Origin of the sequence: Pseudomonas sp. zfem003 (assembly GCF_032621675.1) — a bacterium.
GTDB classification, from domain to species: domain Bacteria; phylum Pseudomonadota; class Gammaproteobacteria; order Pseudomonadales; family Pseudomonadaceae; genus Metapseudomonas; species Metapseudomonas otitidis.
Map to the genome: position 1 here is coordinate 176953 of NZ_JAVYJG010000006.1, position 24761 is coordinate 201713.

At 66.2% G+C, this 24761-nt stretch carries 26 protein-coding genes; 5 read left to right on the forward strand and 21 right to left on the reverse strand.

The annotated features are described in order from the left end of the window. Positions 1-36: 36 nt before the first annotated feature. The 12 genes from astB to acs form a co-directional block, all read right to left on the reverse strand. Positions 37-1383 (reverse strand): N-succinylarginine dihydrolase, encoded by a 1347-nt coding sequence (astB, locus tag RTK35_RS14840; RefSeq protein WP_316908340.1) that lies wholly within the window; start codon positions 1381-1383, stop codon positions 37-39. After that, a complete protein-coding gene (astD, locus tag RTK35_RS14845; protein ID WP_316908341.1) occupies positions 1380-2843 on the reverse strand; it encodes a succinylglutamate-semialdehyde dehydrogenase in 1464 nt (487 codons plus the stop codon). The genes astB and astD overlap by 4 nt, the downstream gene beginning before the upstream one ends. Beyond that, positions 2840-3865 carry an arginine N-succinyltransferase gene (gene astA / locus RTK35_RS14850; protein WP_044412295.1) on the reverse strand — a complete coding sequence of 342 codons (1026 nt, stop codon included), beginning with the start codon at positions 3863-3865 and terminating at the stop codon, positions 2840-2842. Before astA ends, astD begins: the two co-directional genes overlap by 4 nt. A 72-nt stretch (positions 3866-3937) precedes the next feature. Further along, positions 3938-4954 carry an arginine/ornithine succinyltransferase subunit alpha gene (gene aruF, locus RTK35_RS14855; RefSeq protein WP_044412298.1) on the reverse strand — a complete coding sequence of 339 codons (1017 nt, stop codon included), beginning with the start codon at positions 4952-4954 and terminating at the stop codon, positions 3938-3940. Between the two features lie 144 nt (positions 4955-5098). Beyond that, a complete protein-coding gene (locus tag RTK35_RS14860; protein WP_316908342.1) occupies positions 5099-6319 on the reverse strand; it encodes an aspartate aminotransferase family protein in 1221 nt (406 codons plus the stop codon). 360 nt (positions 6320-6679) lie between these two features. Beyond that, positions 6680-7660: a transcriptional regulator ArgR gene (gene argR / locus RTK35_RS14865; protein ID WP_069559661.1), complete on the reverse strand. Its 981-nt coding sequence runs from the start codon at positions 7658-7660 to the stop codon at positions 6680-6682. A 30-nt stretch (positions 7661-7690) separates the two neighbouring features. Further along, positions 7691-8455, reverse strand: a complete 765-nt coding sequence (aotP, locus tag RTK35_RS14870) for an arginine/ornithine transport ATP-binding protein AotP (protein WP_044412306.1) — start codon at positions 8453-8455, stop codon at positions 7691-7693. A gap of 24 nt (positions 8456-8479) precedes the next feature. Next, positions 8480-9592 carry a M14 family metallopeptidase gene (locus RTK35_RS14875; protein ID WP_316908343.1) on the reverse strand — a complete coding sequence of 371 codons (1113 nt, stop codon included), beginning with the start codon at positions 9590-9592 and terminating at the stop codon, positions 8480-8482. Positions 9593-9596: 4 nt separating this feature from the next. Beyond that, positions 9597-10295 (reverse strand): ABC transporter permease, encoded by a 699-nt coding sequence (locus RTK35_RS14880; RefSeq protein ID WP_044412311.1) that lies wholly within the window; start codon positions 10293-10295, stop codon positions 9597-9599. Between the two features lie 16 nt (positions 10296-10311). Beyond that, positions 10312-11001, reverse strand: a complete 690-nt coding sequence (locus RTK35_RS14885; protein WP_160480015.1) for an ABC transporter permease — start codon at positions 10999-11001, stop codon at positions 10312-10314. 173 nt (positions 11002-11174) lie between these two features. Further along, positions 11175-11957 (reverse strand): ABC transporter substrate-binding protein, encoded by a 783-nt coding sequence (locus RTK35_RS14890; protein ID WP_044412316.1) that lies wholly within the window; start codon positions 11955-11957, stop codon positions 11175-11177. Positions 11958-12503: 546 nt separating this feature from the next. Next, the gene (gene acs / locus RTK35_RS14895; protein ID WP_316908344.1) at positions 12504-14459 is read right to left on the reverse strand and encodes an acetate--CoA ligase; all 1956 of its coding nucleotides are present in this window, start codon (positions 14457-14459) and stop codon (positions 12504-12506) included. Between the two features lie 515 nt (positions 14460-14974). Here acs and RTK35_RS14900 point away from each other — a divergent pair. Together RTK35_RS14900 and mdtI are read left to right on the forward strand one after the other, a co-directional pair. Further along, positions 14975-15331 (forward strand): multidrug efflux SMR transporter, encoded by a 357-nt coding sequence (locus RTK35_RS14900; RefSeq protein WP_279815649.1) that lies wholly within the window; start codon positions 14975-14977, stop codon positions 15329-15331. After that, on the forward strand, positions 15328-15657 hold the full coding sequence (gene mdtI, locus RTK35_RS14905; RefSeq protein WP_044412325.1) for a multidrug/spermidine efflux SMR transporter subunit MdtI: 330 nt from the start codon (positions 15328-15330) through the stop codon (positions 15655-15657). The genes RTK35_RS14900 and mdtI overlap by 4 nt, the downstream gene beginning before the upstream one ends. 45 nt (positions 15658-15702) lie before the next feature. Here mdtI and RTK35_RS14910 read toward each other — a convergent pair whose 3' ends face one another. The 7 genes from RTK35_RS14910 to RTK35_RS14940 form a co-directional block, all read right to left on the reverse strand. Beyond that, positions 15703-16128: an organic hydroperoxide resistance protein gene (locus tag RTK35_RS14910; RefSeq protein ID WP_044412328.1), complete on the reverse strand. Its 426-nt coding sequence runs from the start codon at positions 16126-16128 to the stop codon at positions 15703-15705. 187 nt (positions 16129-16315) lie between these two features. Next, complete coding sequence (locus RTK35_RS14915; protein WP_044412331.1) at positions 16316-16630, reverse strand: hypothetical protein; 315 nt, start codon at positions 16628-16630, stop codon at positions 16316-16318. Between the two features lie 136 nt (positions 16631-16766). Further along, a complete protein-coding gene (locus RTK35_RS14920; protein ID WP_074970136.1) occupies positions 16767-17099 on the reverse strand; it encodes a YnfA family protein in 333 nt (110 codons plus the stop codon). A 43-nt stretch (positions 17100-17142) separates the two neighbouring features. Continuing rightward, positions 17143-17571, reverse strand: a complete 429-nt coding sequence (locus RTK35_RS14925; protein ID WP_074970134.1) for a hypothetical protein — start codon at positions 17569-17571, stop codon at positions 17143-17145. Between the two features lie 68 nt (positions 17572-17639). Next, positions 17640-18806 (reverse strand): CynX/NimT family MFS transporter, encoded by a 1167-nt coding sequence (locus tag RTK35_RS14930; RefSeq protein ID WP_316908345.1) that lies wholly within the window; start codon positions 18804-18806, stop codon positions 17640-17642. Between the two features lie 100 nt (positions 18807-18906). Further along, positions 18907-19719, reverse strand: a complete 813-nt coding sequence (locus RTK35_RS14935; protein WP_074970130.1) for an SDR family oxidoreductase — start codon at positions 19717-19719, stop codon at positions 18907-18909. A 148-nt stretch (positions 19720-19867) separates the two neighbouring features. Beyond that, the gene (locus RTK35_RS14940) at positions 19868-20245 is read right to left on the reverse strand and encodes a DUF2784 domain-containing protein (RefSeq protein WP_316908527.1); all 378 of its coding nucleotides are present in this window, start codon (positions 20243-20245) and stop codon (positions 19868-19870) included. A gap of 175 nt (positions 20246-20420) precedes the next feature. Here RTK35_RS14940 and RTK35_RS14945 point away from each other — a divergent pair, with 175 nt between their 5' ends. Further along, on the forward strand, positions 20421-20579 hold the full coding sequence (locus tag RTK35_RS14945) for a DUF3309 family protein (RefSeq protein ID WP_044412351.1): 159 nt from the start codon (positions 20421-20423) through the stop codon (positions 20577-20579). 71 nt (positions 20580-20650) lie between these two features. On the opposite strand, the gene RTK35_RS14950 is transcribed toward RTK35_RS14945, so the two are convergent. Together RTK35_RS14950 and RTK35_RS14955 are read right to left on the reverse strand one after the other, a co-directional pair. After that, positions 20651-22318: a cation acetate symporter gene (locus RTK35_RS14950; protein ID WP_044412354.1), complete on the reverse strand. Its 1668-nt coding sequence runs from the start codon at positions 22316-22318 to the stop codon at positions 20651-20653. Further along, positions 22315-22626 (reverse strand): DUF485 domain-containing protein, encoded by a 312-nt coding sequence (locus tag RTK35_RS14955; protein WP_044412356.1) that lies wholly within the window; start codon positions 22624-22626, stop codon positions 22315-22317. The genes RTK35_RS14950 and RTK35_RS14955 overlap by 4 nt, the downstream gene beginning before the upstream one ends. Positions 22627-22849: 223 nt before the next feature. Here RTK35_RS14955 and RTK35_RS14960 point away from each other — a divergent pair, with 223 nt between their 5' ends. Further along, the gene (locus RTK35_RS14960) at positions 22850-23071 is read left to right on the forward strand and encodes a DUF2061 domain-containing protein (protein ID WP_044412359.1); all 222 of its coding nucleotides are present in this window, start codon (positions 22850-22852) and stop codon (positions 23069-23071) included. A gap of 115 nt (positions 23072-23186) precedes the next feature. Then, complete coding sequence (locus RTK35_RS14965) at positions 23187-24737, forward strand: beta (1-6) glucans synthase (protein WP_074970124.1); 1551 nt, start codon at positions 23187-23189, stop codon at positions 24735-24737. Positions 24738-24761 lie beyond the last annotated feature (24 nt).

Below are 24761 nucleotides of genomic sequence, written 5' to 3' on the forward strand. Positions count from 1 at the left end.
GTTCCGAGGAACACCTCACCGCCGGCCGCACGCCGCTCAGTTCAGTTGGAACGGATAAACGGCGCCCAGTTTAAGGATCTGGGTGAGTTCATCCAATGCCGTGCGGCATTCGGTGAGCAATTGTGGATCAGCCAGGTCGCTTTCGCTCAGGCGATCGCGGTAATGCTTCTCCACCCAGGCGGTCAGGGTGTCGTAGAGCGAGGGGGTGAGGATCACGCCCGGGTTGACCGCCGCCAGCTCGTTGTCCTTCAGGGCCACGCGCAGGCGCAGGCACGCCGGGCCACCGCCGTTCTGCATGCTCTGCTTGAGGTCGAAGACCTTCACCTCGCGGATCGGGCCGTCCTCGGCGGTCAGGGTCTGCAGGTAGCGCCACACCCGCGCGTTGTTGCGGCACTCCTCCGGGACGATCAGCAGCATGCTGCCGTCGGCGCGGCTGAGCAGCTGGCTGTTGAACAGGTAGGAACGCACCGCGTCCTCCACCGTCACCGCCTCGCGGGGCACGCACACGGCCTGGAAGCGGCCACCGACGCGGCCCAGCTTGTCGTGCAACTCGGCCAGTACCTTGTCGGTCTCCAGGAAGGCGTCCTGGTGATGGAACAGCACCTCGCCATTGCCTACCGCGATCACGTCGTTGTGGAACACGCCCTGGTCGATCACCGCCGGGTTCTGCTGGGCGTAGACCACGCCGGCCTCGCTCAGCCCGTGCAGGCGCGCGACGGCCTGGCTGGCCTCCAGGGTCTGCCGCGCCGGGTAGCGCGAGGGCGCCGGGAAGCGGCTGTCGAAGGCGCTGCGGCCGAACACGAAGAACTCCACGCCAGCCTCGCCGTAGCCCTTGCAGAAACGGGTGTGGTTGGCCGCGCCTTCGTCACCGAACTGCGCCACCGCCGGCAGCGCGGCGTGGTGGGCGAAGTGGCGCTCGTCAGCGAACATCGCCGCCAGCACGCGGCTGGTGGTGGGGTGCTCGATGCTGCGGTGGAACTTGCAGTTGAGGTTGGCGGCGGTGAAGTGCACGCGGCCGTCGGCAGTGTCGGCGCTGGGGCTGACGGTGCAGGCGTTGGCGGTCCACATGCTGGATGCCGAGCTGCAGGCGGCCAGCAGCGGCATGGCGTCACGGGCGGCCTTCTCGATCACCTGGGCGTCGGTCCCGGCGAAGCCGAGGCTGCGCAGCGCGGCAACGTTGGGGCGCTCCTGCGGGGCGAGCACGCCCTGCTTGAAGCCCATGTCCATCAGCGCCTTCATCTTCGCCAGGCCCTGCAGGGCGGCTTCCTTGGGGCTGGAGACGGCCTGGCTGTTGCTCTGCGACGCCACGTTGCCGTAGGACAGGCCACCGTAGTTGTGGGTCGGGCCGACCAGACCGTCGAAGTTCACTTCATGGGCGCTCATAGGCTGACTCCAGGCGTCAGGGTTGCAGGCAGGGCAAGGGTTTCGCTTTCCAGCGAGGCGACCGGGTAGGCGCAGTAGTCAGCGGCGTAGTAGGCGCTGGCGCGGTGGTTGCCCGACGCGCCGACACCCCCGAAGGGCGCGCTGCTCGCGGCCCCGGTCAGTTGTTTGTTCCAGTTGACGATGCCGGCGCGGCTCTCGATGAAGAAGCGCTGGTACAGCTCGCGGGAGTCCGAGAGCAGGCCGGCAGCCAGGCCGTACTGGGTGGCGTTGGCCTCGGCCATGGCGGCCTCGAAGCCGTCGTAGCGGATCACCTGCAGCAGCGGGCCGAAGAACTCTTCGTCCGGACGCTCGGCCACGGCGGTGACGTCGAGGATGCCGGGGGTCAGCAGCGCGGCGGTCTCCAGGGGCTGGGACATGGCCAGCAGCGGCGTGGCGCCCTGGGCGATCAGGTGCTCCTGGGCCTTGAGCAGGTGGCGCGCCGCGTCCAGGGAGATCACCGAGCCCATGAAGGGCGCCGGCTGGGCGTCGAAGGCACCGACCTGGATGCTCGCCGCCACCGCCACCAGGCGCGCCAGCAGCGCGTCGCCCCAGGCGCCGACCGGCACCAGCAGGCGGCGGGCGCAGGTGCAGCGCTGGCCGGCGGAGATGAAGGCGGACTGGATGATGGTATAGACGGCCGCATCGACATCGGCCACCTCGTCCACCACCAGCGGGTTGTTGCCGCCCATCTCCAGCGCCAGGATCTTGTCCGGGCGGCCGGCGAACTGCTGGTGCAGCAGGTTGCCGGTGCGGCTGGAGCCGGTGAAGAACAGGCCGTCGATGCCCGGGTTGCCAGCCAGGGCGACGCCGGTTTCGCGACCGCCCTGCACCAGGTTGAGCACACCGGCGGGCAGGCCCGCCTCGATCCAGCACTGGACCGTCAGTTCGGCCACCTTGGGGGTCAGCTCACTGGGCTTGAACACCACGGCATTGCCGGCCAGCAGCGCGGGCACGATGTGGCCGTTGGGCAGGTGGCCGGGGAAGTTGTAGGGGCCGAACACGGCGACCACGCCGTGGGGCTTGTGGCGCAGCACGGCGGTGGCGTCGGCCAGCGGGCCACTCTTCTCGCCGGTGCGTTCGCGGTAGCTCTGGATGGAGATGGCGACCTTGTTGACCATGCTGGTCACTTCGGTGGCGGACTCCCACAGCGGCTTGCCGGTCTCCTCGCCGATGCAGCGGGCCAGTTCGTCGGCGCGGGTCTTGAGGGTGGCGGCGAAGCGTTCGAGAACGGCGATGCGCGCGTCCAGGCTCAGGCGGGCCCAGGCCGGGAAGGCGGCACGGGCGGCAGCCACGGCGGCTTCGACCTGTTCGGCGCTGGCGCCCTGCCCGCTCCAGACGGATGCCTGGGTGACCGGGTTCAGCGAGTCGAAGGCCTCGCCCTGCCCGGTCTGCCAGGCGCCTGCGATGTAATGGGTGCTCATTTCACGGACTCCTTGGCCGACAGGGGCACGGCGCGAACCGAGGCGCCAGCCGAGAGTTTCAGGCGCTTGGCGGTGTCGGCGTCCACCACCAGGGTGCCGGCAGCCAGGCGCGCCGGGGCGGCGGTGACACGGCAATCCTCGCGCTTGCGGTTGTGGATCAGGTACGGCGTGGCGTCCTCGCCGGGGGTGCCGACGGCCAGCACCAGCGCCTGGCTGTCCTGCACGGCGCGGATCTTCGCGGTCTGGCATTCGATGGCCGGGCCGGCGTCGAAGATGTCGACGTAGCCCTGGAAGCTGAAGCCCTCGCCCTTGAGCATCGCCAGGGCCGGCTCGGTATCGGTGTGCACGCGCCCGATCACGTCCCGCGCCGCCTCGGAGAGGAAGCAGGTGTAGAGCGGGAACTTGGGCATCAGCTCGGCGATGAAGGCCTTGTTGCCGACGCCGGTGAGGTAGTCCGCGCGGGAGAACTCCATCTTGAAGAAATGCCGGCCCAGGCTCTCCCAGAACGGCGAGACGCCGTGCTCGTCGGACATGCCGCGCATCTCGGCGATCACCTTGTCGCCGAACAGCTCGGGGAACTCGGCGATGAACAGGAAGCGTGCCTTGGACAGCAGGCGGCCGTTGAGGCCGGTGCGGTAGCCGGCGTGCAGGAACAGCGAGCACAGCTCGGAGTTGCCGGTCAGGTCGTTGGCCAGGAACAGCGTGGGGATCTGCCGGTGGATGTTCAGCTCCTGGGAGGCGCTGACGGTGAGCCCGACGCGGTAGTTGTACCAGGGCTCGCGCAGGCCCACGGCGCCGGCCACGGCGGAGATGCCGACGACCTTGCCATCGTCGTCCTCGAGCACGAACAGGTAGTCGGCATCGGCCCGCTCAGCCTCGCCACGGAATGCCTTCTCGGCCCAGCCCACACGGTGGGTCAGGCGCTCCTCGTTGGCGGGCAGCGTGGTCAGGCCGGCGCCGGTGCTGCGCGCCAGGTCGATCAGGGCCGGCAGGTCGGCGCTGCGTACGGGACGAACGATCATAGTCACTCCGTTAGAGCTTCGTGCTGCGAGCGGCAGGTCGGGCGGCACGCCGCCCAGGGCTGGCACTCGGGGTTAAATCGCCACCAGGCGCACGCTGGCGCCCTCGCCGACGCCCAGGGCTTCGGCGGCTTCGGCGGTGAGTTCCACCGGCTTGCCCGGGGCCCAGTCCAGCTCGGCCACCACGGCGCGGAAGTCCTGCAGCTGGCCGTTGCTCACCAGGTACTGGCGGCCCACCTTGGGCGCGGCACCGATGCGCACCGGCACCACGCGGCTCTGGGCGATGGAGCGGATGCCGGACGTGCGGGCGTGCAGGGTCGGGCCACCGTCGAAGATGTCGATGTAGTTGTCGGTCTCGAAGCCTTCGCGCATGAGGATGTCGAAGGTGATCTGCGCGCGCGGGTGCACCTGCCCCATGGACTCCTGGGCCTCGTCGGGCAGCAGCGGCACGTAGATGGGGTAGTTCGGCATCAGCTCGGCGAGGAAGGTGCGGCTCTTCAGCCCCGACAGGCGCTCGGCCTCGACGTAGTTGAGGTCGAAGAAGTTGCGCCCGACGGCGTTCCAGAATGGCGATTCACCCTGGTCGTCGCTGTAGCCGACGATCTCCACCACCACCGCATCGGCGAAACGCTCGGGATGGCTGGCCATGAACAGCAGGCGGCCGCGGGAGTTGAGTTCGGCGAAGGCAGTGTTCACCAGGTCGCGCTCGACGTAGAAGCTGGTCAGCAGGCTGTTGCCGGTGAGGTCGTGGCACAGCGAGAGGACGTGGATCTTGTTGTGGATCTTCAGCTCCCGGGACGCATGCACGAAGGTCTCGTTGCGGAAGCTGTAGAAGGGCTCGGAGAAACCGGCGGAGGCGACGATGGCGGAGCAGCCCACCAGGCAGCCGCGCTCGGTGTCTTCCAGCACGAAGAAATAGCTCTCCTCACCGTTGAAGCTCACTTCGGCAGCGAAGGACGCTTCGGAGGCGGTGATCTTCTCGCCCAGGCGACCAGCGTCGTCCGGGAGGGACGTGACACCCACGGGGCTGTCCGCGGCCAGTCGCTGAACATCGGCGAGGTCGGCCATTTGCGCGGGGCGCATCACCAGCATGGGAGTCACTCCTTCAATAAAGGCTCCGGCGGCGCCGTTGGCCGACCGGAGAAAACGGCGGCCAATGGGCCGCCGATCACGCATGAAAAACCTTCATCCCTGGTTGTGCGGCGCGGCACCTCCTGTGCCGCGCCTTCCGGGCCCTCAGGCCTGGGTCAGCTTGGCCACGGCGCGCTCGAAGCGGTCCAGGCCTTCATCGATGTCGGCGTCCGGGATCACCAGGCTGGGCGCGAAGCGCACCACGTCCGGACTGGCCTGCAGCACCATCACGGCTTCCTTCTCGGCCGCGTTGAGCACGTCCTTGGCCTTGCCTTTCCAGGCATCGGCCAGCACCGCGCCGATCAGCAGGCCCAGGCCGCGCACTTCACTGAACAGGCCGTACTTCTGGCCGATGGCCTCGAGGCGCGCCTTGAAGCGCTCATGCTTGGCGGTGATGCGGCTGAGCACTTCGGGGGTGTTGATCACGTCCAGCACCGCTTCGGCCACGGCGCAGGCCAGCGGGTTGCCACCGTAGGTGGTGCCGTGGGTGCCCACGGAGAGGTGCTTGGCGATCTCGGTGGTGGTCAGCATGGCGCCGATGGGGAAACCGCCGCCCAGGCTCTTGGCGCTGGAGAGGATGTCCGGGGTCACGCCGTAGTGCTGGTAGGCGAACAGGTGGCCGCTGCGGCCCATGCCGCTCTGCACTTCGTCGAACACCAACAGGGCGTTGTGCTCGTCGCACAGCTTGCGGGCGCCTTCCAGGTAGGCCTGGTCGGCCGGCAGCACGCCGCCCTCCCCTTGCACGGGTTCGAGCACCACGGCGCAGGTCTTGTCGGAGATGGCGGCCTTCAGGGCTTCCAGGTCGTTGAACGGCACATGGGTGATGCCTTCCATCTTCGGACCGAAGCCGTCGGAGTACTTCGGCTGGCCGCCCACGGTGACGGTGAACAGGGTACGGCCGTGGAAGCTGTTGGTGGCGGCGATGATCTCGTGCTTCTGCGGGCCATAAACGTCGTGGGCGTAGCGACGGGCCAGCTTGAACGCGGCCTCGTTGGCCTCGGCGCCGGAGTTGGCGAGGAACACGCGCTCGGCGAAGGTGGCGTCCACCAGCTTCCGGGCCAGGCGCAGGGCCGGCTCGTTGGTGAAGACGTTGGAAACGTGCCAGATCTTGTTGGCCTGGTCGGTCAGTGCCTTGACCAGTGCCGGGTGAGCATGCCCCAGGGAGTTCACGGCGATGCCGCCGGCGAAATCGATCAGTTCACGGCCGCTCTGGTCCCAGACGCGGGAACCCTGGCCTCGCACCGGGATGAACGCGGCGGGGGCATAGTTGGGGACCATCAGCTGATCGAAATCGGCGCGCTCGACCTGCGCATGCTCAACGGACATCAGTTTCTCCTGCCTGAAGCGGCTAGTGGTGAAAGGATTGTAGGGAGTGATCCGGGGTTGGCATTGCCGCCAAGCGACAACTTCTTACAGCCCAAACCCGCGAAAATCCGAGGCTTTCGGAAATGCGACAGAAAGCGTCGGGAAGGCGCAGTTTAAACGCGGATCGCCACAGGACGCACGGGGCACAGCGTATTCGCCACGGGATGACCGGCGGGTATCCGTCATGCGCAAGGGCACGAGGCGAGACGGCGCATCGAGACGCCATGCACCGGCACGCCGCACCCGCAACCGGGGCTGCCAGCACAAGGAAGACAGGAACGAGGCGCCGGGCGCTGCAAGCCGCCCGCCCGGCACCGGTGATCAACCGCGCTCGGACAGTGCCGGCTGGTTGTCGAAGGGGCCGCCGCTGCGCCGCTGGTTGCGGTCTTCGCGGGGGGTGACGCCGAAGAAGTTGCGGTAGGCGCTGGAGAAGTGCGGGCCGGAGGAGAAGCCGCAGGAGAGGCCGATCTGGATGATCGACTTGCTGGTCTGCATCAGCATCTGCCGGGCCTTGTTCAGGCGCAGTTCCAGGTAGTACTGGCTGGGCACGCGGTTGAGGTACTGCTTGAAGATGCGCTCCAGCTGGCGGCGCGACACGCACACGTGCTGGGCGATCTCGTCGGTGGTCAGCGGCTCCTCGATGTTGGCCTCCATCAGCAGCACCGCCTGGGTGAGCTTCGGGTGGCTGGAGCCGAGGCGGTTCTGCAGCGGGATGCGCTGGCGTTCGCCGCCTTCGCGGATGCGCTCCACCACCAGTTCCTCGGACACGGCGCCGGCCAGCTCGGCGCCGTGGTCACGGGCCAGCACCGCCAGCAGCAGGTCGAGCACCGCCAGGCCGCCGCAGGCGGTAAGGCGGTCGCGGTCCCAGTCGAACAGGTGGCTGGTGGCGATGACCTTGGGGAAGCGCTCGCTGAAATCGTCCTGCCAGCGCCAGTGCACCGCCGCGCGGTAACCGTCCAGCAGGCCGAGCTGCGCCAGCGGGTAGACCCCGGCGGAGAGCCCGCCCACCACGCAGCCGGTGCGGGCCACCTGCTTCAGTGCCGTGGCCAGCCCGACGGACACCGCCGCCGGTGGCTCGTCGGCCAGCAGGAACAGGCGTGTCAGCCCTTCCAGCCTGCCGGTCCAGGGCTCGCCCGGCAGGCGCCAGCCGCCTTCGGCCGGTGCCTCGGCCTGGAGGAAGTGCAGGTCGTAGACCACTTCCGGGTGCAGGCGCTGGGCGACGCGCAGGGCCTCCTCGGCCAGCGCCAGGGTCATGGCCTTGGTGCCGGGCCAGAGCAGGAAACCGATTCGTTGGGCAGTCATGGCAGGCAGCTTAGCCTCAGTCGGCACGATTTACTTGAGGCTTCCGGAGAGGAACTGCTTGAGCCGCTCGGATTGTGGATTGGCCAACACATCCTTCGGGCAGCCGGTCTCTTCGACCACGCCCTTGTGCAGGAAAATCAACTGGTTGGACACCTCGCGGGCGAAGCCCATCTCGTGGGTGACCACCACCATGGTGCGGCCTTCCAGGGCCAGGTCCTTCATCACCTTGAGCACCTCGCCCACCAGTTCGGGGTCAAGGGCGGAAGTGGGCTCGTCGAAGAGCATCACCTCCGGCTCCACCGCCAGGGCGCGAGCGATGGCGACACGCTGCTGCTCACCGCCGGACATGTGCGCCGGGTAGGCGTCCTTGCGGTGGGCCACGCCGACCTTGGCCAGGTAGTGCTCGGCCTTCTCGATGGCTTCCTTCTTCGACACGCCGAGCACGTGCACCGGCGCTTCGATGACGTTCTCCAGGGCGCTCATGTGCGACCACAGGTTGAAGTGCTGGAACACCATAGCCAGGCGCGAACGCATGCGCTGCAGCTGCTTGGGGTCGGCCGCCTTGAGGCCGCCGTCCTTGTTGGCCACCAGCTTGAGCTCCTCGCCATTGAGCAGGATCTTGCCGCCGTGGGGCTGCTCCAGCAGGTTGATGCAGCGCAGGAAGGTACTTTTGCCCGATCCGCTCGAGCCGATGATGCTGATCACATCGCCCGCCTTGGCGGCCAGGGAGACGCCCTTGAGGACTTCATGGCTGCCGTAGCGCTTGTGCAGGTCTTGGACTTCCAGTTTGTACATGGTCTCGGTCTCGATGCGATTGGATCAGTCGCTCAGCAAGCGTCCCTGACGAATGGGTTCACGGCCGGCCACCTTGGCCAGCCACAGTCCGGGTTGGGCGAAGCGGGTGCGCTCACGGGCGAACAGCACGCCGTCCACCGTGGCGCACACCGTGGAATGGCGGTCGCTCAAGGGGTCGATCACTTCGAACAGCGGCTCGCCAGCCCTGACCCGCGCACCGGCAGGCTGCAGGAAGCTGACCACGCCGGCGTGGGGCGGATAGAGCAGTTCGGTGCCCTCGAAGGGGGTCGGCTCGCACCGTGCCGGCGGAGCGGCCGGCCAGTCACCGTCGATCAACCCGTGCTCGGCGAGCACTGCGAGAATGGCCTCGGCGCGAGCCTCGGACAGCGGGCGGTCGGTATCGGCCACGCCGCCCAGCTCGACCGTGCTGGCCACGCAGGCCAGCGGAATCGACGCCTGCGGGAAGCGCCGGGCCAGGCGCAGCCAGGGCAGCGAGCAGGCCTCGTCGAACGAGCTGCCGCCGGACTCTTCAGCGGTGAGTACGGCCGCGGCCCCCAGGCGGGCCGAGAGCCCGGCCAGCGGCGCGGCGTGCTGCGGCAGGCAGTACAGGTGCACGGCCGCCTCCAGGTCGCAATGCAGGTCCAGCACCAGGTCGGCGTCGCAGGCGTGGGTCAGCAGCAGGCGCTGCAGCCCCTCCAGCTCCGAAGTGGCCGGCGGCAGCTGGCGCAGGGCGGCCCGCATGGCCTCGCGGATGGTGGTGCGGTTGGCATCAGCGTCATCACCCAGGCGCCCTTCCAGGCTGGCCTCGATCTGGGCCGCCAGGTCGACGAAGCCCCGGTTGAAGTTGCGCCCACTGGTGAACTCGAAGCGACCCAGGTGGGTGGCCTGCAGCACCTGGCCGAGGCCGATGGGGTTGGCCACCGGCACCAGTTCGATGCAGCCGGTCAGGCGGCCTTCGGCCTCCAGTTCGGCCAGGCGCCGCTTGAGCTCCACCGCCACGCGCATGCCCGGCAGTTCGTCGGCATGCAGGGACGCCTGCAGGTACGCCTTGCGCGCGCCGGCGCCGAAGCGGAAGACGCTCAGCTGGCGGCGGGTACCGGGCAGGCCCCAGGGCAGTTCGTGATCGATGCGCTCCATGGCATCAGGCCTTGCGCGGAGCCAGGTAGGCCAGCCAGCGGCGCTCGGCCAGCTTGAACAGGCGCACCAGGATGAAGGTCAGGCACAGGTAGAACAGGCCGGCGGTGATGAACGCCTCGAACGGCAGGTAGTACTGCGAGTTCACGGTGCGCGCGGCGCCGGTGATGTCCACCAGGGTGACGATGGAGGCCAGGCTGGTGGTGTGCAGCATCATGATCACTTCGTTGCTGTACTGCGGCAGCGCACGGCGCAGGGCCGAGGGCAGCAGGATGCGGCGGTACAGTTTGGCGCGGGACATGCCGATGGCCTTGGCCGCTTCGATCTCGCCGTGGGGCGTGGCCTTGAGGCTGCCGGCGAGGATCTCGGCGGTGTAGGCACTGGTGTTGATGGCGAACGCCAGGCAGGCACAGAAGGTGGCGTTGGACAGGTAGGGCCAGAGCCAGCTTGCGCGCACGGCCTCGAACTGGGCCAGGCCGTAGTAGATGAGGAACAGCTGCACCAGCATCGGGGTGCCGCGGATGACGTAGGTGTAGAGCCAGGCCGGGAAGTTGACCATGGGCTGCTTGGAGACCCGCATCAGCGCCAGGGGCACGGCCACCAGCAGGCCGACGGCCAGGGAAATGGCCAGCAGCTTGAGGGTCACCAGCACGCCGCTGAAGTAGAGCGGCAGGTTCTCGTAGATGACGGTGTAGTCGAAGATCACGGATGCGCCCTCTCGCTCACAGATCGGCGGCCTTGATGCCGACGGAGTAACGTTTTTCCAGGAAGCGCAACGCCAGCAGCGACACGCTGGTCAGCACCAGGTACAGACCCGCCACGGCCAGGAAGAAGGTGAAGGGCTCGCGGGTGGCGTCCGCCGCGCTCTTGGCCTTGAACATCATGTCCTGCAGGCCCACTACGGACACCAGCGCGGTGGCCTTGGTCAGCACCAGCCAGTTGTTGGTGAAGCCGGGGATGGCGAAGCGGATCATCTGCGGCACCAGGATGCGGAAGAACACCTGGCGACCGCTCATGCCGTAGGCGAAGCCGGCCTCGCCCTGCCCTTTCGGGATGGCCATGAAGGCGCCCCGGAAGGTCTCGGACAGGTAGGCACCGAAGATGAAGCCGAGGGTGAAGACCCCGGACCAGAACGGGTCGAGGTCGATGTAGTCGTCATAGCCGACCATCGGCCCCACCAGGTTCACCACCTGCTGGCCGCCGTAGAAGATCAGCAGGATCAGCACCAGGTCGGGAATGCCGCGGACCACGGTGGCGTAGGCATCCCCCATGATGGCCAGCCAGCGCACCGGCGACAGGCGGAAGGCCGCGCCGACCAGGCCGAGCAGGATGGCCATGGACATGGAGGACAGCGCCAGCAGCAGGGTGAGCCAGGCACCCTCGAGAATGGTCGAGCCGTAGCCGTTGAGCATGTTTCAGGTCCTCTTGCAGCGCCCCAGGTGAAACCGGACAGCACCGCTGCAATGAAAAAGTGGCACAACCTGCAGGTTAGCCGCCGACCGTGACGCCCGGTCGCGCGGTGCCGTGGTCGCACGCGCGACCTCAACGTCCTGGTTGTGCCACTTCCGGGGAAGGGCGGAGGGGATTACTCGCCGTAGATGTTGAACTGGAAGTACTTGTCCTGGACTTCCTTGTACTTGCCGTTGGCACGGATGGCGGCGATGGCGGCGTTGATCTTGTCCGCCAGGGCCTTGTCGCCCTTGCGAACGGCGATACCGGCGCCTTCACCGAAGTACTTCGGATCGGTGTAGTCCGGGCCTACCAGGGCGAAGCCCTTGCCGGCTTCGGTCTTGAGGAAGCCGTCGTCGATGTTCACGGCATCGGCCAGGGTCGCGTCGAGGCGGCCGGCGGTCATGTCGAGGAACACTTCGTTCTGCGAGCTGTAGCGCACCACTTCGATGCCGGCCGGGGCGTAGACCTCGGTGGCGAAGCGGTCGTAGGTGCTGGCGCGCTGGACGCCGACCTTCTTGCCTTTGAGGTCCACCAGCGGGTCGTTGATCACGGTGCCGGCCTTCATCGCCAGCTTGATCGGGGTCAGGTAGTAGCGGTTGGTGAAGTCGACGGACTTCTTGCGGTCTTCGGTGATGGTCATCGAGGACAGCACGGCGTCGAACTTGCGCACCTTGAGGGCGGGGATCAGGCCATCGAACTCCTGCTCGATCCACTGGCACTTGACCTTCATCTCTTCGCAGAGGGCGTTGCCGATGTCGTAGTCGAAGCCGGTGATCTTGCCGTCCGGGGTCTTGAAGGCGAAGGGCGGGTAAGCGGCCTCGATGCCAATGCGCAGGGGCTTGGAATCATCGGCAGTGGCTGCCAGCGGCGACAGCAGGGTCAGCGCCAGAGCGCCGAGAAGGGCAATCTTCTTCATGTTTGACTCCTTGGAATAGGGAAGCATCTGCTGGCAGGAGAGATCGTGCCCAGACCATTCAGCGAATTGTAGAAATAGGCGCGGAATTTACCTTGATTGAACTCAGGGAAATGGCCTTGGCCGGGTGAGCGGCATTCTAGCGACAGCCCTAAAGTCGATATTTCTTCAATGCGACAACAAATTACAAAAGGCCAGGACGGCCGGGAGGGAGAGGTTGACAGCAGCCTGCTTTCGTGACTAGGCAGTTCAATTCAGAACCTTCTAGAAAAGCAATTACCAGACCACTTTCCAACACCCCCAGTAAAAACGGGCGTTCCAGCCCGCTACCGGGCTGTCAGCCCCACCTCATTCAGCACCAGCCTGGGGCAATCTGCTCCCAGGCGCCCCAGAATGGCGCGCAAGGTTACACCCCGACTGTTACCGCTCGCTATCCCTCGTTGCCACACGCCTGCCGCTGGCACCGTCCGATATCAATCGACCAGAAGCAGAACGCCCCGCCGGGCTTGTGGCCGGGCGGGGCGTTCGCTGGAGCGGGAGGTCGCCGGGTCAGGCGGCCTGCATGGTGCGATGGGTGTCGATGAGGTGCTGCACCACGCCAGGATCAGCCAGCGTGGAGATGTCGCCGAGGGTGTCGTACTCGGCCACGGCGATCTTGCGCAGGATGCGGCGCATGATCTTGCCGGAGCGGGTCTTGGGCAGGCCGGGTGCCCACTGGATCACGTCCGGCGTGGCGATGGGGCCGATCTCGCGGCGCACCCACTGCTTCAGCTCCTGGCGCAGCGCTTCGGAGGATTCCACGCCGGCGTTGAGGGTGACGTAGACGTAGATGCCCTGTCCCTTGATGTCGTGGGGGACGCCGACCACGGCGGCCTCGGCGACTTTCGGGTGAGCGACCATCGCGCTCTCGATCTCGGCGGTACCCATGCGGTGGCCGGAGACGTTGAGCACGTCGTCGACGCGGCCGGTGATCCAGTAGTAGCCGTCCTCGTCGCGACGGGCACCGTCACCGGTGAAGTACATGCCCTTGAAGGTCTTGAAGTAGGTGTCGACGTAGCGGTCGTGGTCGCCGTACAGGGTACGGGCCTGGCCCGGCCAGGAGTCGATGATTACCAGGTTGCCTTCGGCGGCGCCTTCGATCAGGTTGCCCAGGTTGTCCACCAGGGCCGGCTGCACGCCGAAGAAGGGCCGCGCGGCAGAGCCCGGCTTGAGGGCGTGGGCTCCCGGCAGCGGGGTCATCAGGCAGGCGCCGGTCTCGGTCTGCCACCAGGTGTCGACGATCGGGCAGCGGGACTGGCCGACGTTCTCGTAGTACCAGTGCCAGGCTTCCGGGTTGATCGGCTCACCCACCGAACCCAGCAGGCGCAGACTGGAACCGTCGGCACCGGCCACGGCGGCCTTGCCCTCGGCCATCATCGCGCGAATGGCGGTGGGGGCGGTGTAGAGGATGTTGACCTTGTGCTTGTCGATGATCTTGGCGACGCGGCTGACGTCCGGGTAGTTCGGCACGCCCTCGAACATCAGGGTGGTGGCACCGTTGGAGAGCGGCCCGTACACCAGGTAGGTGTGGCCGGTGACCCAGCCGATGTCGGCGGTGCACCAGAAGACTTCGCCCGGGCGGTAGTCGAACACGCGCTCATGGGTCAGCGAGGCGTAGACCAGATAGCCGCCGGTGGTGTGCAGCACGCCCTTGGGCTTACCGGTGGAGCCGGAGGTGTAGAGGATGAACAGCGGGTCCTCGGCACCCATTTCCTTCGGCAGGCACTGGCTGGAGGCGACCTTCATCAGATCCTCGTACCAGACGTCGCGGTGCGGGTTCCACTTGATGGTGGAGCCGGTGCGTTTGACCACGATGAGCTTCTGGACGCTGTTGGTCTCGGGGTTGGTCAGGGCGTCGTCGACATTGGCTTTCAGCGGGGTCTTCTTGCCGCCACGCAGGCCTTCGTCGGCGGTGATCACCACCTTGGACTTGCAGTCGATGATGCGACCGGCCAGGGCTTCGGGGGAGAAGCCGCCGAAGACCACGGAGTGGATGGCGCCGATGCGGGTGCAGGCCAGCATGGCCACCACCGCCTCGGGGATCATCGGCATGTAGATGGTAACCACGTCACCGCGGTGCACATCCTGGCCGCGCAGGGCGCTGGCGAACTTGCACACTTCTTCGTGCAGCTCGCGGTAGGTGATGTTGCGGTGCTCGGATGGGTCGTCGCCTTCCCAGATGATCGCCAGCTGGTCGCCGCGCTCGGCGAGGTGACGGTCCAGGCAGTTGGCGGAGAGGTTGAGGGTGCCGTCGGCGAACCACTTGATGTCGACGTGATGGTCGTCGAAGGAGGTCTGCTTGACCTTGGTGAACGGCTTGATCCAGTCGATGCGCTGAGCCTGCTCGCGCCAGAAACCATCGGGGTTGATCACCGACTGCTGGTACATGGCCTTGTAGGTCGCCTCGTTGGTCAGCGACTTTTCAGCCACCTCGGGACGCACCGGATACAGTGAAGCAGCACTCATGTCTCATACCTCGACGGGTAGTTGTTTTTGTATGCCGTCTTTTGTATCCCCCGCCTGTCAGTGGGGCCATTCGACCATGGTCTTACCGGACTTGGACCATGGTCTAAGCCCCGTGGAACGGGCCATCCAGCGCGTTTTCCAGGTGCCCCTGGCAGCGTCTGCCGCTCCAGGGCGCCGAAGCCCCAGAACGATCAATAAAGCGAACAGGTTTTTGCCAACCCAGAAATCAGGCGCGCTCAAATCCGTAACAATCGTGGAAACATTTAGCCAAAACCTATCGATTGATACGCATGGATACCTAAAGTTAATATTCCGTTCATTATGTTGAACAGTCACTCCCCTTCCCTGTCCTTCTCCCGTCTGGTGTCCCGCGAGGGCCACTGGACCGGCGACCTGTAGCGCCCCTCCCATTCGGGCCGGACAACTTCGGCCACCTGCGCCCTGCGCACACCCGAAACCGAAACACGGGCGATTCGCCACTGCCGGCGAGCCCGCAATGCCCATGGGAGGGCACCATGCGTTCCTGGATCTATCTTCTGACGGCGATCTTCTTCGAGGTCGTCGGCACCACCTCCATGTCCTTTGCCAACGAAAACAACCCGGTGCTGGGGCACCTGCTGATGTACGGGCTGATCGGCCTGTCGTATTTCTTCCTGGCACTGGCCGTCAAACGCGTCCCGGTCGGGGTCGCCTACGCTCTCTGGGAGGGCATTGGCATCGTGCTGATCACCGCCGTCAGCGTCGCCTGGCTCGGGGAAAGCCTCGGCATGGCCAAGGCGCTGGGCATCGGCGTGATGATTGCCGGCATCCTGCTGATCAAGTTCGGCACCCACAGCTCGACCGAGCCGACTCGCCAGGAGGTGGCAGCATGAGCACCGTGACCTGGATTCACTTCGCCTGGCTGGGCGTGGCCATCGTCCTGGAAGTCCTGGCCAACATTCTGCTCAAGTACTCCGACGGCTTCCGCCGGCGCCTGCTCGGCGGCCTGTCCATCCTCTGCATCCTCGCGGCCTTCACCGCGCTGGCCCAGGCGGTGCAGGGCATGGAGCTGTCGATGGCCTACGCCATCTGGGGCGGCTTCGGCATCATCGCCACCGTTGCCCTCGGCTGGGCCCTGTTCGGCCAGCGGTTGGCCTGGCGCGGCTGGCTCGGCCTGAGCTTGCTGGTAGGCGGCATGACCCTGCTGAAACTCGCCTGACATGAAAAAGGCCCCGTGAGGGGCCTTTTTCATTTGTGCCGACGGTCAGACCAGGGTCAGGGTGACGTCGATGTTGCCGCGGGTGGCGTTGGAGTACGGGCAGACGATGTGGGCCTTGTCCACCAGTTCGCGGGCCTGAGCCTTGTCCATCCCCGGCAGGCTGATCTGCAGCTCCACCTCGATGCCGAAGCCGTTGGGGATGGCGCCGATGCCGACGATCCCTTCGATGGAGGCGTCAGCCGGCATCGGGTACTTGTCCCGTGCCGCGACGAACTTCATCGCGCCGATGAAGCACGCCGAGTAACCGGCCGCGAAGAGTTGCTCGGGGTTGGTGCCCGAGCCGCCGGCACCGCCCAGTTCGCGTGGGGTGGTCAGGGCGACGTCCAGCACGCCATCGGAGGAAACGGCACGGCCATCACGGCCACCGGTGGCTTCTGCATAGGCGCGGTATACGACGTTTTCGATGCTCATGGTGCGGTCCTCGTGATCAGGTTGCGTTGGGGTAGATCCGATTCGATTTGCGCGATTTCATTTAGCGCTCAAATCTTCATGGCGATAAATTTATCGCTCATTAATTTTGCGCGCAAGTTATTTCATTGGATCATTTCGCTATGGCTTCATTCCAGCGAGGCATAAGCCCAGCGCAGCGCCCGCGCGCCTAGCGATGAAAACCCGCTCGGCTGAGCGCCTGGGTCAGTGCCAGGGCGTATTGCCCCTGGCAATGCAGCCGCCCCTGCCCGTCCGGCAGGCCGAGCCCGAAGCCTTCGTCACCCTCGCCGAAATAGAGGATGCCGTTGGGCAGTTCGGCCACCACCAGCACATCCTCCGGCTCGCCGGAGCGCAGGCGGGTGCAGGCATAGAAGGGCACGCGGCAGGCGGCGAACACCACCTGCTGGGCAGGCGAGCAGTCGCACAGGTGCTGGAACACCAGGTTCTTGATTTCGACGGTCGAAAACGATTGGCAGGTATCCATGGCGGGTCCGTCCTGCTTGTTATGGTTGAGCGGGCCTGACGTAGGGATCTTCGAACACCGAGTGCGAAAATCTAGCAGTCACAGGGCGGCTTTCCACCCCAACCAGTAACAGGATCAGACGAACGCGACGGAGGGGTCAGGACGAGGAAACGCGCGGCCCGAGCAGGATGATGGCAGCACCGATGATGCAGAGCGCCGCGCCCAGCCAGTCGCTGGCCAGCGGGCGGGTGCGCTCGACGAAGGCCAGCCAGCAGAGTGACGCGACGATGTAGACCCCGCCGTAGGCGGCGTAGGCCCGCCCCGCGTAGGCCGCTTCGACCCGGGTGAGCAGGAGGGCGAACAGGGTGAGGCTCAGCAGCCCGGGGGCGATCCACAGCGCACTGCGTCCAAGCCGCAGCCACATCCAGAAGGCGTAGCAGCCGGCGATCTCGAACAGCGCCGCGAGAAAGAACCACAGGTAGTTGAGCATGGGTGCCTCCAGGGCGAGTGCGGCCGGAGCCGGCCGCCTGATGTCAACCGCGCAACGCGCCTTCCCGTTCCCAGGCACAGCGCACGCGCAGGCCGGCCTCCTGCGGGCTGTGGAAGCCCTGCTCGCTTTCCCAGCGGAAGGTGTGGGTGCCGTTGAGCTCCGTCTCCAGGTGCACCACGGCGCTGCCCCAGTAGAGCTGCTCCAGCAACGCCTCGAACTGCTTCACCCAGAGGTTCCACTCGTACTCGATGGCGGGGTAGCTGGCGCCGAAGTGAATCACCTGGGTCTGGTAGAGGCCGAGCCCGGGGCGACGGCTGAAGGAGAACATCTCGCGGCCGAGAAAGGGCCAGATATCGCCGGCAGGCAGGCGCTCGATCACCTCACGATTGGTCTCGCGGCGATGATCCAGCACCTCGGGATCATCGGACGGCCAATCGCGGATGCAGCCATAGACGATGGATTCAGAGTCCACACAAGCACTCCAGGAAAACTGAGGCAGCCTTCTAACACAGGGCCGGCGGCCAGGAAAGGAACTGCGCGCTATTTCCGCGCATCCGCCTTGCCGCGCCCCAGCAGCCAGGCCAGCACGCAGAGCAGCGAGGCCAGCGCGGTGATGACCATGAAGGGCCCCTGGTAGTCGCCCGCCAGGTCCCGGCCGAGGCCGGCGAGCACCGGCGTCAGGCTGCCGAGGCTGTAGCCGGCGAACAGCATCATCGCCGTCCAGCGGCTCACGGCGAGGGAGCTGTTCACCTCATAGAGCGGCAGCACCATGGCCAGGGAGAAGGAACCGGAGAGCCCCAGGCCCAGCAACAGCGCCCAGAGCTCGGGCACCCGGGTCGGCGCGAAGGTGATCATCGCCAGGCACAGCGTGCTGATGAAGCCGCACGCCAGCAGCAGGTGATAGCGGTTGCCAAAACGCTGGGCCAGCCAGGGCAGCACGAAGGAGCTGGGCAACCCCATCAGCATGAACAGGCTGAACAGGCTGTTGCTGCGCAGGCTGCTGAAGCCGGCCTCGCCATAGCGGGCCACCAGCCAAGTAGCCAGGGCGTAGAACAAGCCGGCCTGGATGGCGAAGAAGGCGGTGATCAACCACGCACGCGGCTCACGCCAGGGCAGGCCAGCCGCCCCGCCCTCCTCGGCTTTTTCGGCACGATTGGGCAGGCACAGCCAGAGCAGCATCGCCACCCCGGCGGGAATGGCCCAGGCGGCCAGGCCCAGGTGCCAGCCACCCTGGGCCAGCGCCACCACCGGCTCGGTGAGCACCGCACCGGCTGCACCGCCCACGGTCATGCTCAGGGCATACCAGGCGACGACCCGGCCGACGTGGTCATGGAAATGGCGCTTGATGAAACCCGACATCAGCGGGCCGGCGATGGCGATGCCGGCGCCCAGGGCGGCCGCGCTGCCGATCAGCACGGCGCTGTGGTGCGACCCGAGACGGGCCGCCAGGGCCAAGCCGATCAACCCCAGGCAGCCGGCGATGACCCGCTCCAGCCCGAAGCGCACAGCCAGGCGTGGCGCCAGCGGGGCCAGCAGCCCCATGCAGAGGACCGGCAGTGCGGTGGTCAGGCTGATCAGCCCGCGGCTCAGGGACAACTCGGCGGCAATGCGCTCGATGAGCAGGGCGAGGGAGGTGATGCCGGGGCGAAGGTTGATCGCTCCCAGCACCAGGGCGAGCATCAGGAGGGCTCGGGATACAGGCTTCACAGGGCTTCCAGGGTCGTCGACAGGCAGGTCGGGGAGCGGAACCCTACTACTCCCCTCCCCGGCCAGGCAAGGCTGGAAGCCCCAGAAATTGACCGAGCGATCAGGACGCCTGGCGGTTCCTGGCGCGCATTTTCTCGGCCATGGTGGCCATTTCGTCGTAGAGGGCCTGGGGGTTCTTCTGCTTGATGGTCCAGGCCATCCGGCCCTGTTCGTGGGGCAGGATCATGAAGGTGCCGGCGGCCACTTCGTCGTAGATATAGCTGGCGATGTCGGCGGCGCTGATCGGCGAGCTTTCCAGCAGCTTGCCCACCTGCTGCTTCATGGCCGGGGTCGGGCCACGGAAGGAATCCAGCAGGTTGGTCTGGAAGAATGATGGGCAGACCACATGGACGCCGATGCCCTCCTGGCGCAATTCGATCAGCAGGCTTTCCGACAGGGCCACCACGCCGGCCTTGGCCACGTTGTAGTTGCTCATGGCCGGGCCCTGCATCAGCGCCGCCATGGAGGCGATGTTGACGATGCGCCCACGGCTCTTCTGCAGCAACGGCAGGAAGGCCTTGCAGCCCTTGACCACGCCCATGAGGTTGATCGCGATCTGCCAGTCCCAATCCTCCAGGGACAGTTCCTCGAAGAAGCCGCCGGAGGCGACGCCAGCGTTGTTGACGATGATGTCGATGCCACCAAGCTTCTGCTCGCAGGCCTGGGCGAATGCGGTGAGCTGGCTGTAGTCACGCACATCGCAACGCTGGGTGAAGCCATCGCCGCCGGCTTCGCGAACCAGGGCGAGGGTTTCCGCCAGGCCGGCCTCGTTGACGTCGGACAGGGCGAGCTTGCTGCCTTCGCGGGCCCAGCGCAGGGCGATCTCGCGGCCCAGGCCCGAGCCGGCGCCAGTGATCATGATGCGGTTGTGCATGGTGAGGGTGCCTTCTGCTGTGCTAGATGCCCGCAGTGTAGCGAGGCCCCTGGCGCCGAAGCGCGAAATCAGGACGCTGAATGACCGGTGCAAAACGTTGCTTCACGGGCTTGCGCAGCGCCCCGCGAGCGGCATCCCCGAGAACGCCTCAAAAGGCCGTGCGGCGCTTCAGCGCCCGCCACAGCACCAGCCCGTAGACCAGCAGGTTGAGGCTGATGACCACGGCGCCCAGCCAGAGCTGAATGGCGTCGGTCAACCCGGCCGGGTAAATCACCGGCAGGATGTAGCGCTCGACAAAGCCACCGGGGTAGCCCGACTCGCCAGCCGCCTGCCGCAAGCTGTTTTCCAGGTCCGTCAGCGGACAGCGCAGGTGCAGCAGCTCCACGCAGGCGCCCCAGGCCACGGCCGGCAGATGCAGCATCGCCATCCAGGTGCGCACCAGCACAGCCAACCCACCCAGCAGCACGAAAAGAATGAAGGCCAGGTGCACCAGCACCACCGCATCCGCCGCGATCCGTTCGATCATCCGCTCGCTGTCGGCGCATCCCCGCGCCGCCTCCTTGATAAGGCTGGAATGAAAACACCCTGAACCCGCTGCGCACCGCTGAAGTCGGAACACATAGGCACGGGTAGAAAAGGCCGCAAAGCCTCGCCGCCCTGCGCCAGGAAGTCCAGAACCAATCAGAAACAAGGAGTCCACCATGGGCCTGAGCACCATCCTGCTGCTGATCCTGATCCTCCTGCTGGTCGGCGGACTGCCGGTCTTCCCCCACTCCCGCTCCTGGGGCTATGGCCCGTCCGGCATCGTCGGTGCGCTGTTGGTAATCCTCATCGTGCTGATGCTGCTGGGGCGCATCTAGCGCGGCGAACGACCGGCTCGAAAAAGAAAAAGGGCAGCCAGTGGCTGCCCTTCTTCTTGTTGGCCGAGCGATCAGTGGGCGACGGCGCCACTGGCACCCAGGCCGGTCTGGGAGCGGACGAACTGCGGGAAGAAGCGTGCACGCTCTTCATCAGCCGCCGCGGACTTGTCGGTGATGGAGAAGAACCAGATACCAACGAAGGCCACCAGGATGGAGAACAGGGCCGGGTACTCGTAGGGGTAGATGGCTTCGGCGTGGCCGAGGATCTGAACCCAGATGGTCGGGCCGAGGATCATCAGCGTGACGGCCGTTACCAGACCCAGCCAGCCACCGATCATGGCGCCACGGGTGGTCAGCTTCTTCCAGTACATGGAAAGGATCAGCACCGGGAAGTTGCAGCTGGCGGCGATGGAGAAGGCCAGGCCCACCATGAAGGCGATGTTCTGCTTCTCGAACAGGATGCCCAGGCCGATGGCCAGGACGCCCAGTGCGACGGTGGTGATCTTCGAGACGCGCAGCTCATCCTTCTCGTTGGCCTTGCCCTTCTTGACCACGGAGGCGTACAGGTCGTGGGACACGGCCGAGGCGCCGGCCAGGGTCAGGCCTGCCACGACCGCGAGGATGGTGGCGAAGGCAACGGCGGAGATGAAGCCGAGGAACAGGCTGCCACCCACGGCGTTGGCCAGGTGCACCGCCGCCATGTTGTTGCCGCCGATGAGGGCGCCGGTGGCGTCCTTGAAGGCCGGGTTGGTGCTGACCAGCAGGATGGCGCCGAAGCCGATGATGAAGGTCAGGATGTAGAAGTAGCCGATGAAGCCGGTGGCGAAGAACACCGATTTACGGGCTTCCTTGGCATCGCTCACGGTGAAGAAGCGCATCAGGATGTGCGGCAGGCCAGCGGTGCCGAACATCAGCGCCAGGCCCAGGGAGATGGCCGAGATCGGATCCTTCACCAAACCGCCGGGGCTCATGATGGCCTCGCCTTTCGGGTGGACCTTGATGGCCTCGCTGAACAGGGCGGCAAAGTCGAAGTTGACGTGTTTGAGCACCATGATCGCCATGAAGGAGGCGCCGGAGAGCAGCAGCACGGCCTTGATGATCTGCACCCAGGTGGTGGCCAGCATGCCGCCGAACAGCACGTAGCAGACCATCAGGATGCCCACCAGGACCACGGCGACGTGGTAGTTCAGGCCGAACAGCAGCTCGATCAGCTTGCCGGCACCGACCATCTGCGCGATCAGGTAGAAGGCCACCACCACCAGCGAACCGCAGGCGGAGAGGGTGCGGATTTCCTTCTGCTTCAGGCGGTAGGAGGCGACGTCGGCGAAGGTGTACTTGCCGAGGTTGCGCAGGCGTTCGGCGATCAGGAACAGGATCACCGGCCAACCGACGAGGAAGCCGATGGAGTAGATCAGGCCGTCATAGCCCGAGGTGAACACCAGCGCGGAAATGCCCAGGAAGGACGCGGCGGACATGTAGTCGCCGGCAATCGCCAGGCCGTTCTGGAAGCCGGTGATGCTGCCGCCGGCGGTGTAGAAGTCGGCAGTCGACTTGCTGCGCTTGGAGGCCCAGTAGGTGATGCAGAGGGTGAAGCCGACGAAGGCCACGAACATGACGATGGCGGACACGTTCACCGGCTGGCGTTGCACATCGCCTTCGATGGCACCGGCTGCCCAGAGTGCCGGCGCGGCGACCATCAGGCCCGCGGCGGCAAGAAGCGAGAGAATACGCGCGCTCATTGCTGCGCCTCCTTGAGGATTTCCTGGTTCAGCCGGTCGAACTCGCCGTTGGCGCGGCGCACGTAGACACCGGTCAGGACGAAGGCGGTGAGGATGATCCCGACGCCGATCGGAATGCCGAGGGTGATCGGCGAGTCGGCGCTGAGGCGCATGCCCAGTACCTGCGGCTCGAAAGCGATCAGCAGGATGAAGGCCAGGTAGAGGCCGAGCATGATGGCAGAGAGCAACCAGGCGAAACGTTCACGCTTGGTCACCAGTTCCTTGAAGCGCGGATTCTCGTGAATCCGTTGGTAAATGCTGTCGTTCATTTTGTTGTTGTCCTCCACAGCACATGGGTGGTGAAAGCAACTCTAGATCGACCATGCACGGGTGACAGACGACCTTAGTCGTAGCGCCGCAGCTTTCTAGACCAAGGTCGTACACCCTTGATTGACCGGGGCTATCGTCACCATTCCCGCGTTGCATTTCCTTCCGCGCCGCACGGCCATTAGCCTGGCGAACTTGAATCATTCGCAACTGCGGAACGCCATCATGCTCAAGACCGTGACCTTCACCCTCATGCACTTCGGCATCGCCTTCACGGTGGCCTACCTGCTCACCGGCAGCGTGACGGTCGGCGGCCTGGTGGCCCTGGTGGAACCCTTGGTGAACTCGGTGGGTTTCCATCTGCACGAGAAGCTCTGGAAGCGCCTGGAAGCCCGGGGCATCGATGGTGCGAACGGCTTTGCGGGCTGGGGTCATCGCCACGCCTGAGGGCATAGGTAACGACTGGACACAGGCAGCGGCGGATCGGAAGGAAAGGCACATTCCTACGCAGGGTGCTAATCCGCTAAGATTCGGCGCTTTGCCGCCAGTCGCGACACATCCAATGAGCCCAACCAGCCGATTCCCCCTGTTTCCCTACCTGTTCGCATCTCTGATCGCCCTGTTGTCGCTCGCCGGCCTCTGGTACGGCCAGGGCAAGCCGGTGATCCTGCCGGACGCCGCCACGCCGACCCACAAGCTGCAATGCGCGTCCTACAGCCCGTTCGACAAGGACCAATCGCCGTTCGACCAGCCGTTCGTCCTGCGCCCCGAACGCATGGATGCCGACCTGGCGCTGCTGGCGACGCGCTTCCACTGCGTGCGCACCTATTCGATGACCGGCCTCGAAGCCATGCCGGAGCTGGCCCGCAAGCACGGGCTGAAGCTGATGCTCGGCGCCTGGGTCAACGGCAACCCGGTGGACACCGGCAAGGAAATCACCGCGCTGGTGAAAGCCGCCAACGCCAACCCGGACGTGGTCGAGGCAGTGATCGTCGGCAACGAGACCCTGTTGCGCAAGGAAGTGACCGGCGCCCAGCTGGCCAAGCTCATCACCGAGGTGAAAGCCCAGGTGAAGCAACCGGTGACCTACGCCGATGTGTGGGAGTTCTGGCTACGCCACCCGGAGGTGGCTCCGGCGGTGGACTTCCTCACTATCCACCTGCTGCCCTACTGGGAAGATGACCCGGCGGGGATCGACGAGGCCCTCGCCCACGTCGGCGAGATCCGCGAGGACTTCGGCAAGCGCTTCGCGCCCAAGGACATCCTGATCGGCGAGACCGGCTGGCCCAGCGAGGGACGCCAGCGCGAAACCGCCCTGCCCAGCCGCGTGAACGAGGCCAAGTTCATCCGTGGCTTCGTCCACATGGCCGAGGAAAACGGCTGGCGCTACAACCTGATCGAAGCCTTCGACCAGCCCTGGAAGCGCGTCAGCGAAGGTGCGGTGGGCGGCTATTGGGGTCTGTTCAGCGCCGACCGTACCGAGAAAGGCGTGCTGGCCGGGCCGGTCTCCAACCTCCCCCACTGGCCGAACTGGCTGGGCGCCAGCGCCCTGTTGTTCCTGGTCGCCCTCGCTCTGGGTGGCCGCCCCGCCTCGGTGCGCGCGGCCTGGCTGATGCCGCTGCTGGCCGCCCTGGGCGCCGGCAGCATCGGCATGTGGGCCGAGCTGACCCGCGTGACCGCACGCTATGCCGGCGAGTGGGCCTGGGCCGCCGCCATCGTGGCGCTGAACCTGGTGGTGCTGGCCCACGGTGTGCTGAGCCTGTCCGCCCGGGGTGCAGCGCGTGAACGCCTGTTCGCCTGGCTGGAAGCCCGTGGCGGCTGGTGGCTGCTCGGTGCCGGCTTCGTCGGCGCGGTGCTGATGCTGGGCCTGGTGTTCGATGCGCGCTACCGCAGCTTCCCCAGCGCAGCACTGCTGCTGCCGGCGCTGTTCTATCTCGCCCGCCCGGTCAGCGCCTCGCGCCGCGAGACGCTGCTGCTGGCCCTGATGATCGGCCTGGGGATCATTCCCCAGCTTGTCGAGGAAACACTGGGCAACATCCAGGCCATCGGCTGGGCGGCCACCGCCCTGCTGATGACCCTGGCGATGGTTCGCAGCCTGAAGCTGACACGCTGACACCGGCTGGATCGCTCGAAGAGC

Bases quoted from the DNA above. Each gene is read 5' to 3' on its own strand.
- astB (WP_316908340.1), bottom strand. From the start codon at position 1,383: ATGAGCGCCCATGAAGTGAACTTCGACGGTCTGGTCGGCCCGACCCAC.
- astD (WP_316908341.1), bottom strand. From the start codon at position 2,843: ATGAGCACCCATTACATCGCAGGCGCCTGGCAGACCGGGCAGGGCGAG.
- astA (WP_044412295.1), bottom strand. From the start codon at position 3,865: ATGATCGTTCGTCCCGTACGCAGCGCCGACCTGCCGGCCCTGATCGAC.
- aruF (WP_044412298.1), bottom strand. From the start codon at position 4,954: ATGCTGGTGATGCGCCCCGCGCAAATGGCCGACCTCGCCGATGTTCAG.
- RTK35_RS14860 (WP_316908342.1), bottom strand. From the start codon at position 6,319: ATGTCCGTTGAGCATGCGCAGGTCGAGCGCGCCGATTTCGATCAGCTG.
- argR (WP_069559661.1), bottom strand. From the start codon at position 7,660: ATGACTGCCCAACGAATCGGTTTCCTGCTCTGGCCCGGCACCAAGGCC.
- aotP (WP_044412306.1), bottom strand. From the start codon at position 8,455: ATGTACAAACTGGAAGTCCAAGACCTGCACAAGCGCTACGGCAGCCAT.
- RTK35_RS14875 (WP_316908343.1), bottom strand. From the start codon at position 9,592: ATGGAGCGCATCGATCACGAACTGCCCTGGGGCCTGCCCGGTACCCGC.
- RTK35_RS14885 (WP_160480015.1), bottom strand. From the start codon at position 11,001: ATGCTCAACGGCTACGGCTCGACCATTCTCGAGGGTGCCTGGCTCACC.
- RTK35_RS14890 (WP_044412316.1), bottom strand. From the start codon at position 11,957: ATGAAGAAGATTGCCCTTCTCGGCGCTCTGGCGCTGACCCTGCTGTCG.
- acs (WP_316908344.1), bottom strand. From the start codon at position 14,459: ATGAGTGCTGCTTCACTGTATCCGGTGCGTCCCGAGGTGGCTGAAAAG.
- RTK35_RS14900 (WP_279815649.1), top strand. From the start codon at position 14,975: ATGCGTTCCTGGATCTATCTTCTGACGGCGATCTTCTTCGAGGTCGTC.
- mdtI (WP_044412325.1), top strand. From the start codon at position 15,328: ATGAGCACCGTGACCTGGATTCACTTCGCCTGGCTGGGCGTGGCCATC.
- RTK35_RS14910 (WP_044412328.1), bottom strand. From the start codon at position 16,128: ATGAGCATCGAAAACGTCGTATACCGCGCCTATGCAGAAGCCACCGGT.
- RTK35_RS14915 (WP_044412331.1), bottom strand. From the start codon at position 16,630: ATGGATACCTGCCAATCGTTTTCGACCGTCGAAATCAAGAACCTGGTG.
- RTK35_RS14920 (WP_074970136.1), bottom strand. From the start codon at position 17,099: ATGCTCAACTACCTGTGGTTCTTTCTCGCGGCGCTGTTCGAGATCGCC.
- RTK35_RS14935 (WP_074970130.1), bottom strand. From the start codon at position 19,719: ATGCACAACCGCATCATGATCACTGGCGCCGGCTCGGGCCTGGGCCGC.
- RTK35_RS14940 (WP_316908527.1), bottom strand. From the start codon at position 20,245: ATGATCGAACGGATCGCGGCGGATGCGGTGGTGCTGGTGCACCTGGCC.
- RTK35_RS14945 (WP_044412351.1), top strand. From the start codon at position 20,421: ATGGGCCTGAGCACCATCCTGCTGCTGATCCTGATCCTCCTGCTGGTC.
- RTK35_RS14950 (WP_044412354.1), bottom strand. From the start codon at position 22,318: ATGAGCGCGCGTATTCTCTCGCTTCTTGCCGCCGCGGGCCTGATGGTC.
- RTK35_RS14955 (WP_044412356.1), bottom strand. From the start codon at position 22,626: ATGAACGACAGCATTTACCAACGGATTCACGAGAATCCGCGCTTCAAG.
- RTK35_RS14960 (WP_044412359.1), top strand. From the start codon at position 22,850: ATGCTCAAGACCGTGACCTTCACCCTCATGCACTTCGGCATCGCCTTC.
- RTK35_RS14965 (WP_074970124.1), top strand. From the start codon at position 23,187: ATGAGCCCAACCAGCCGATTCCCCCTGTTTCCCTACCTGTTCGCATCT.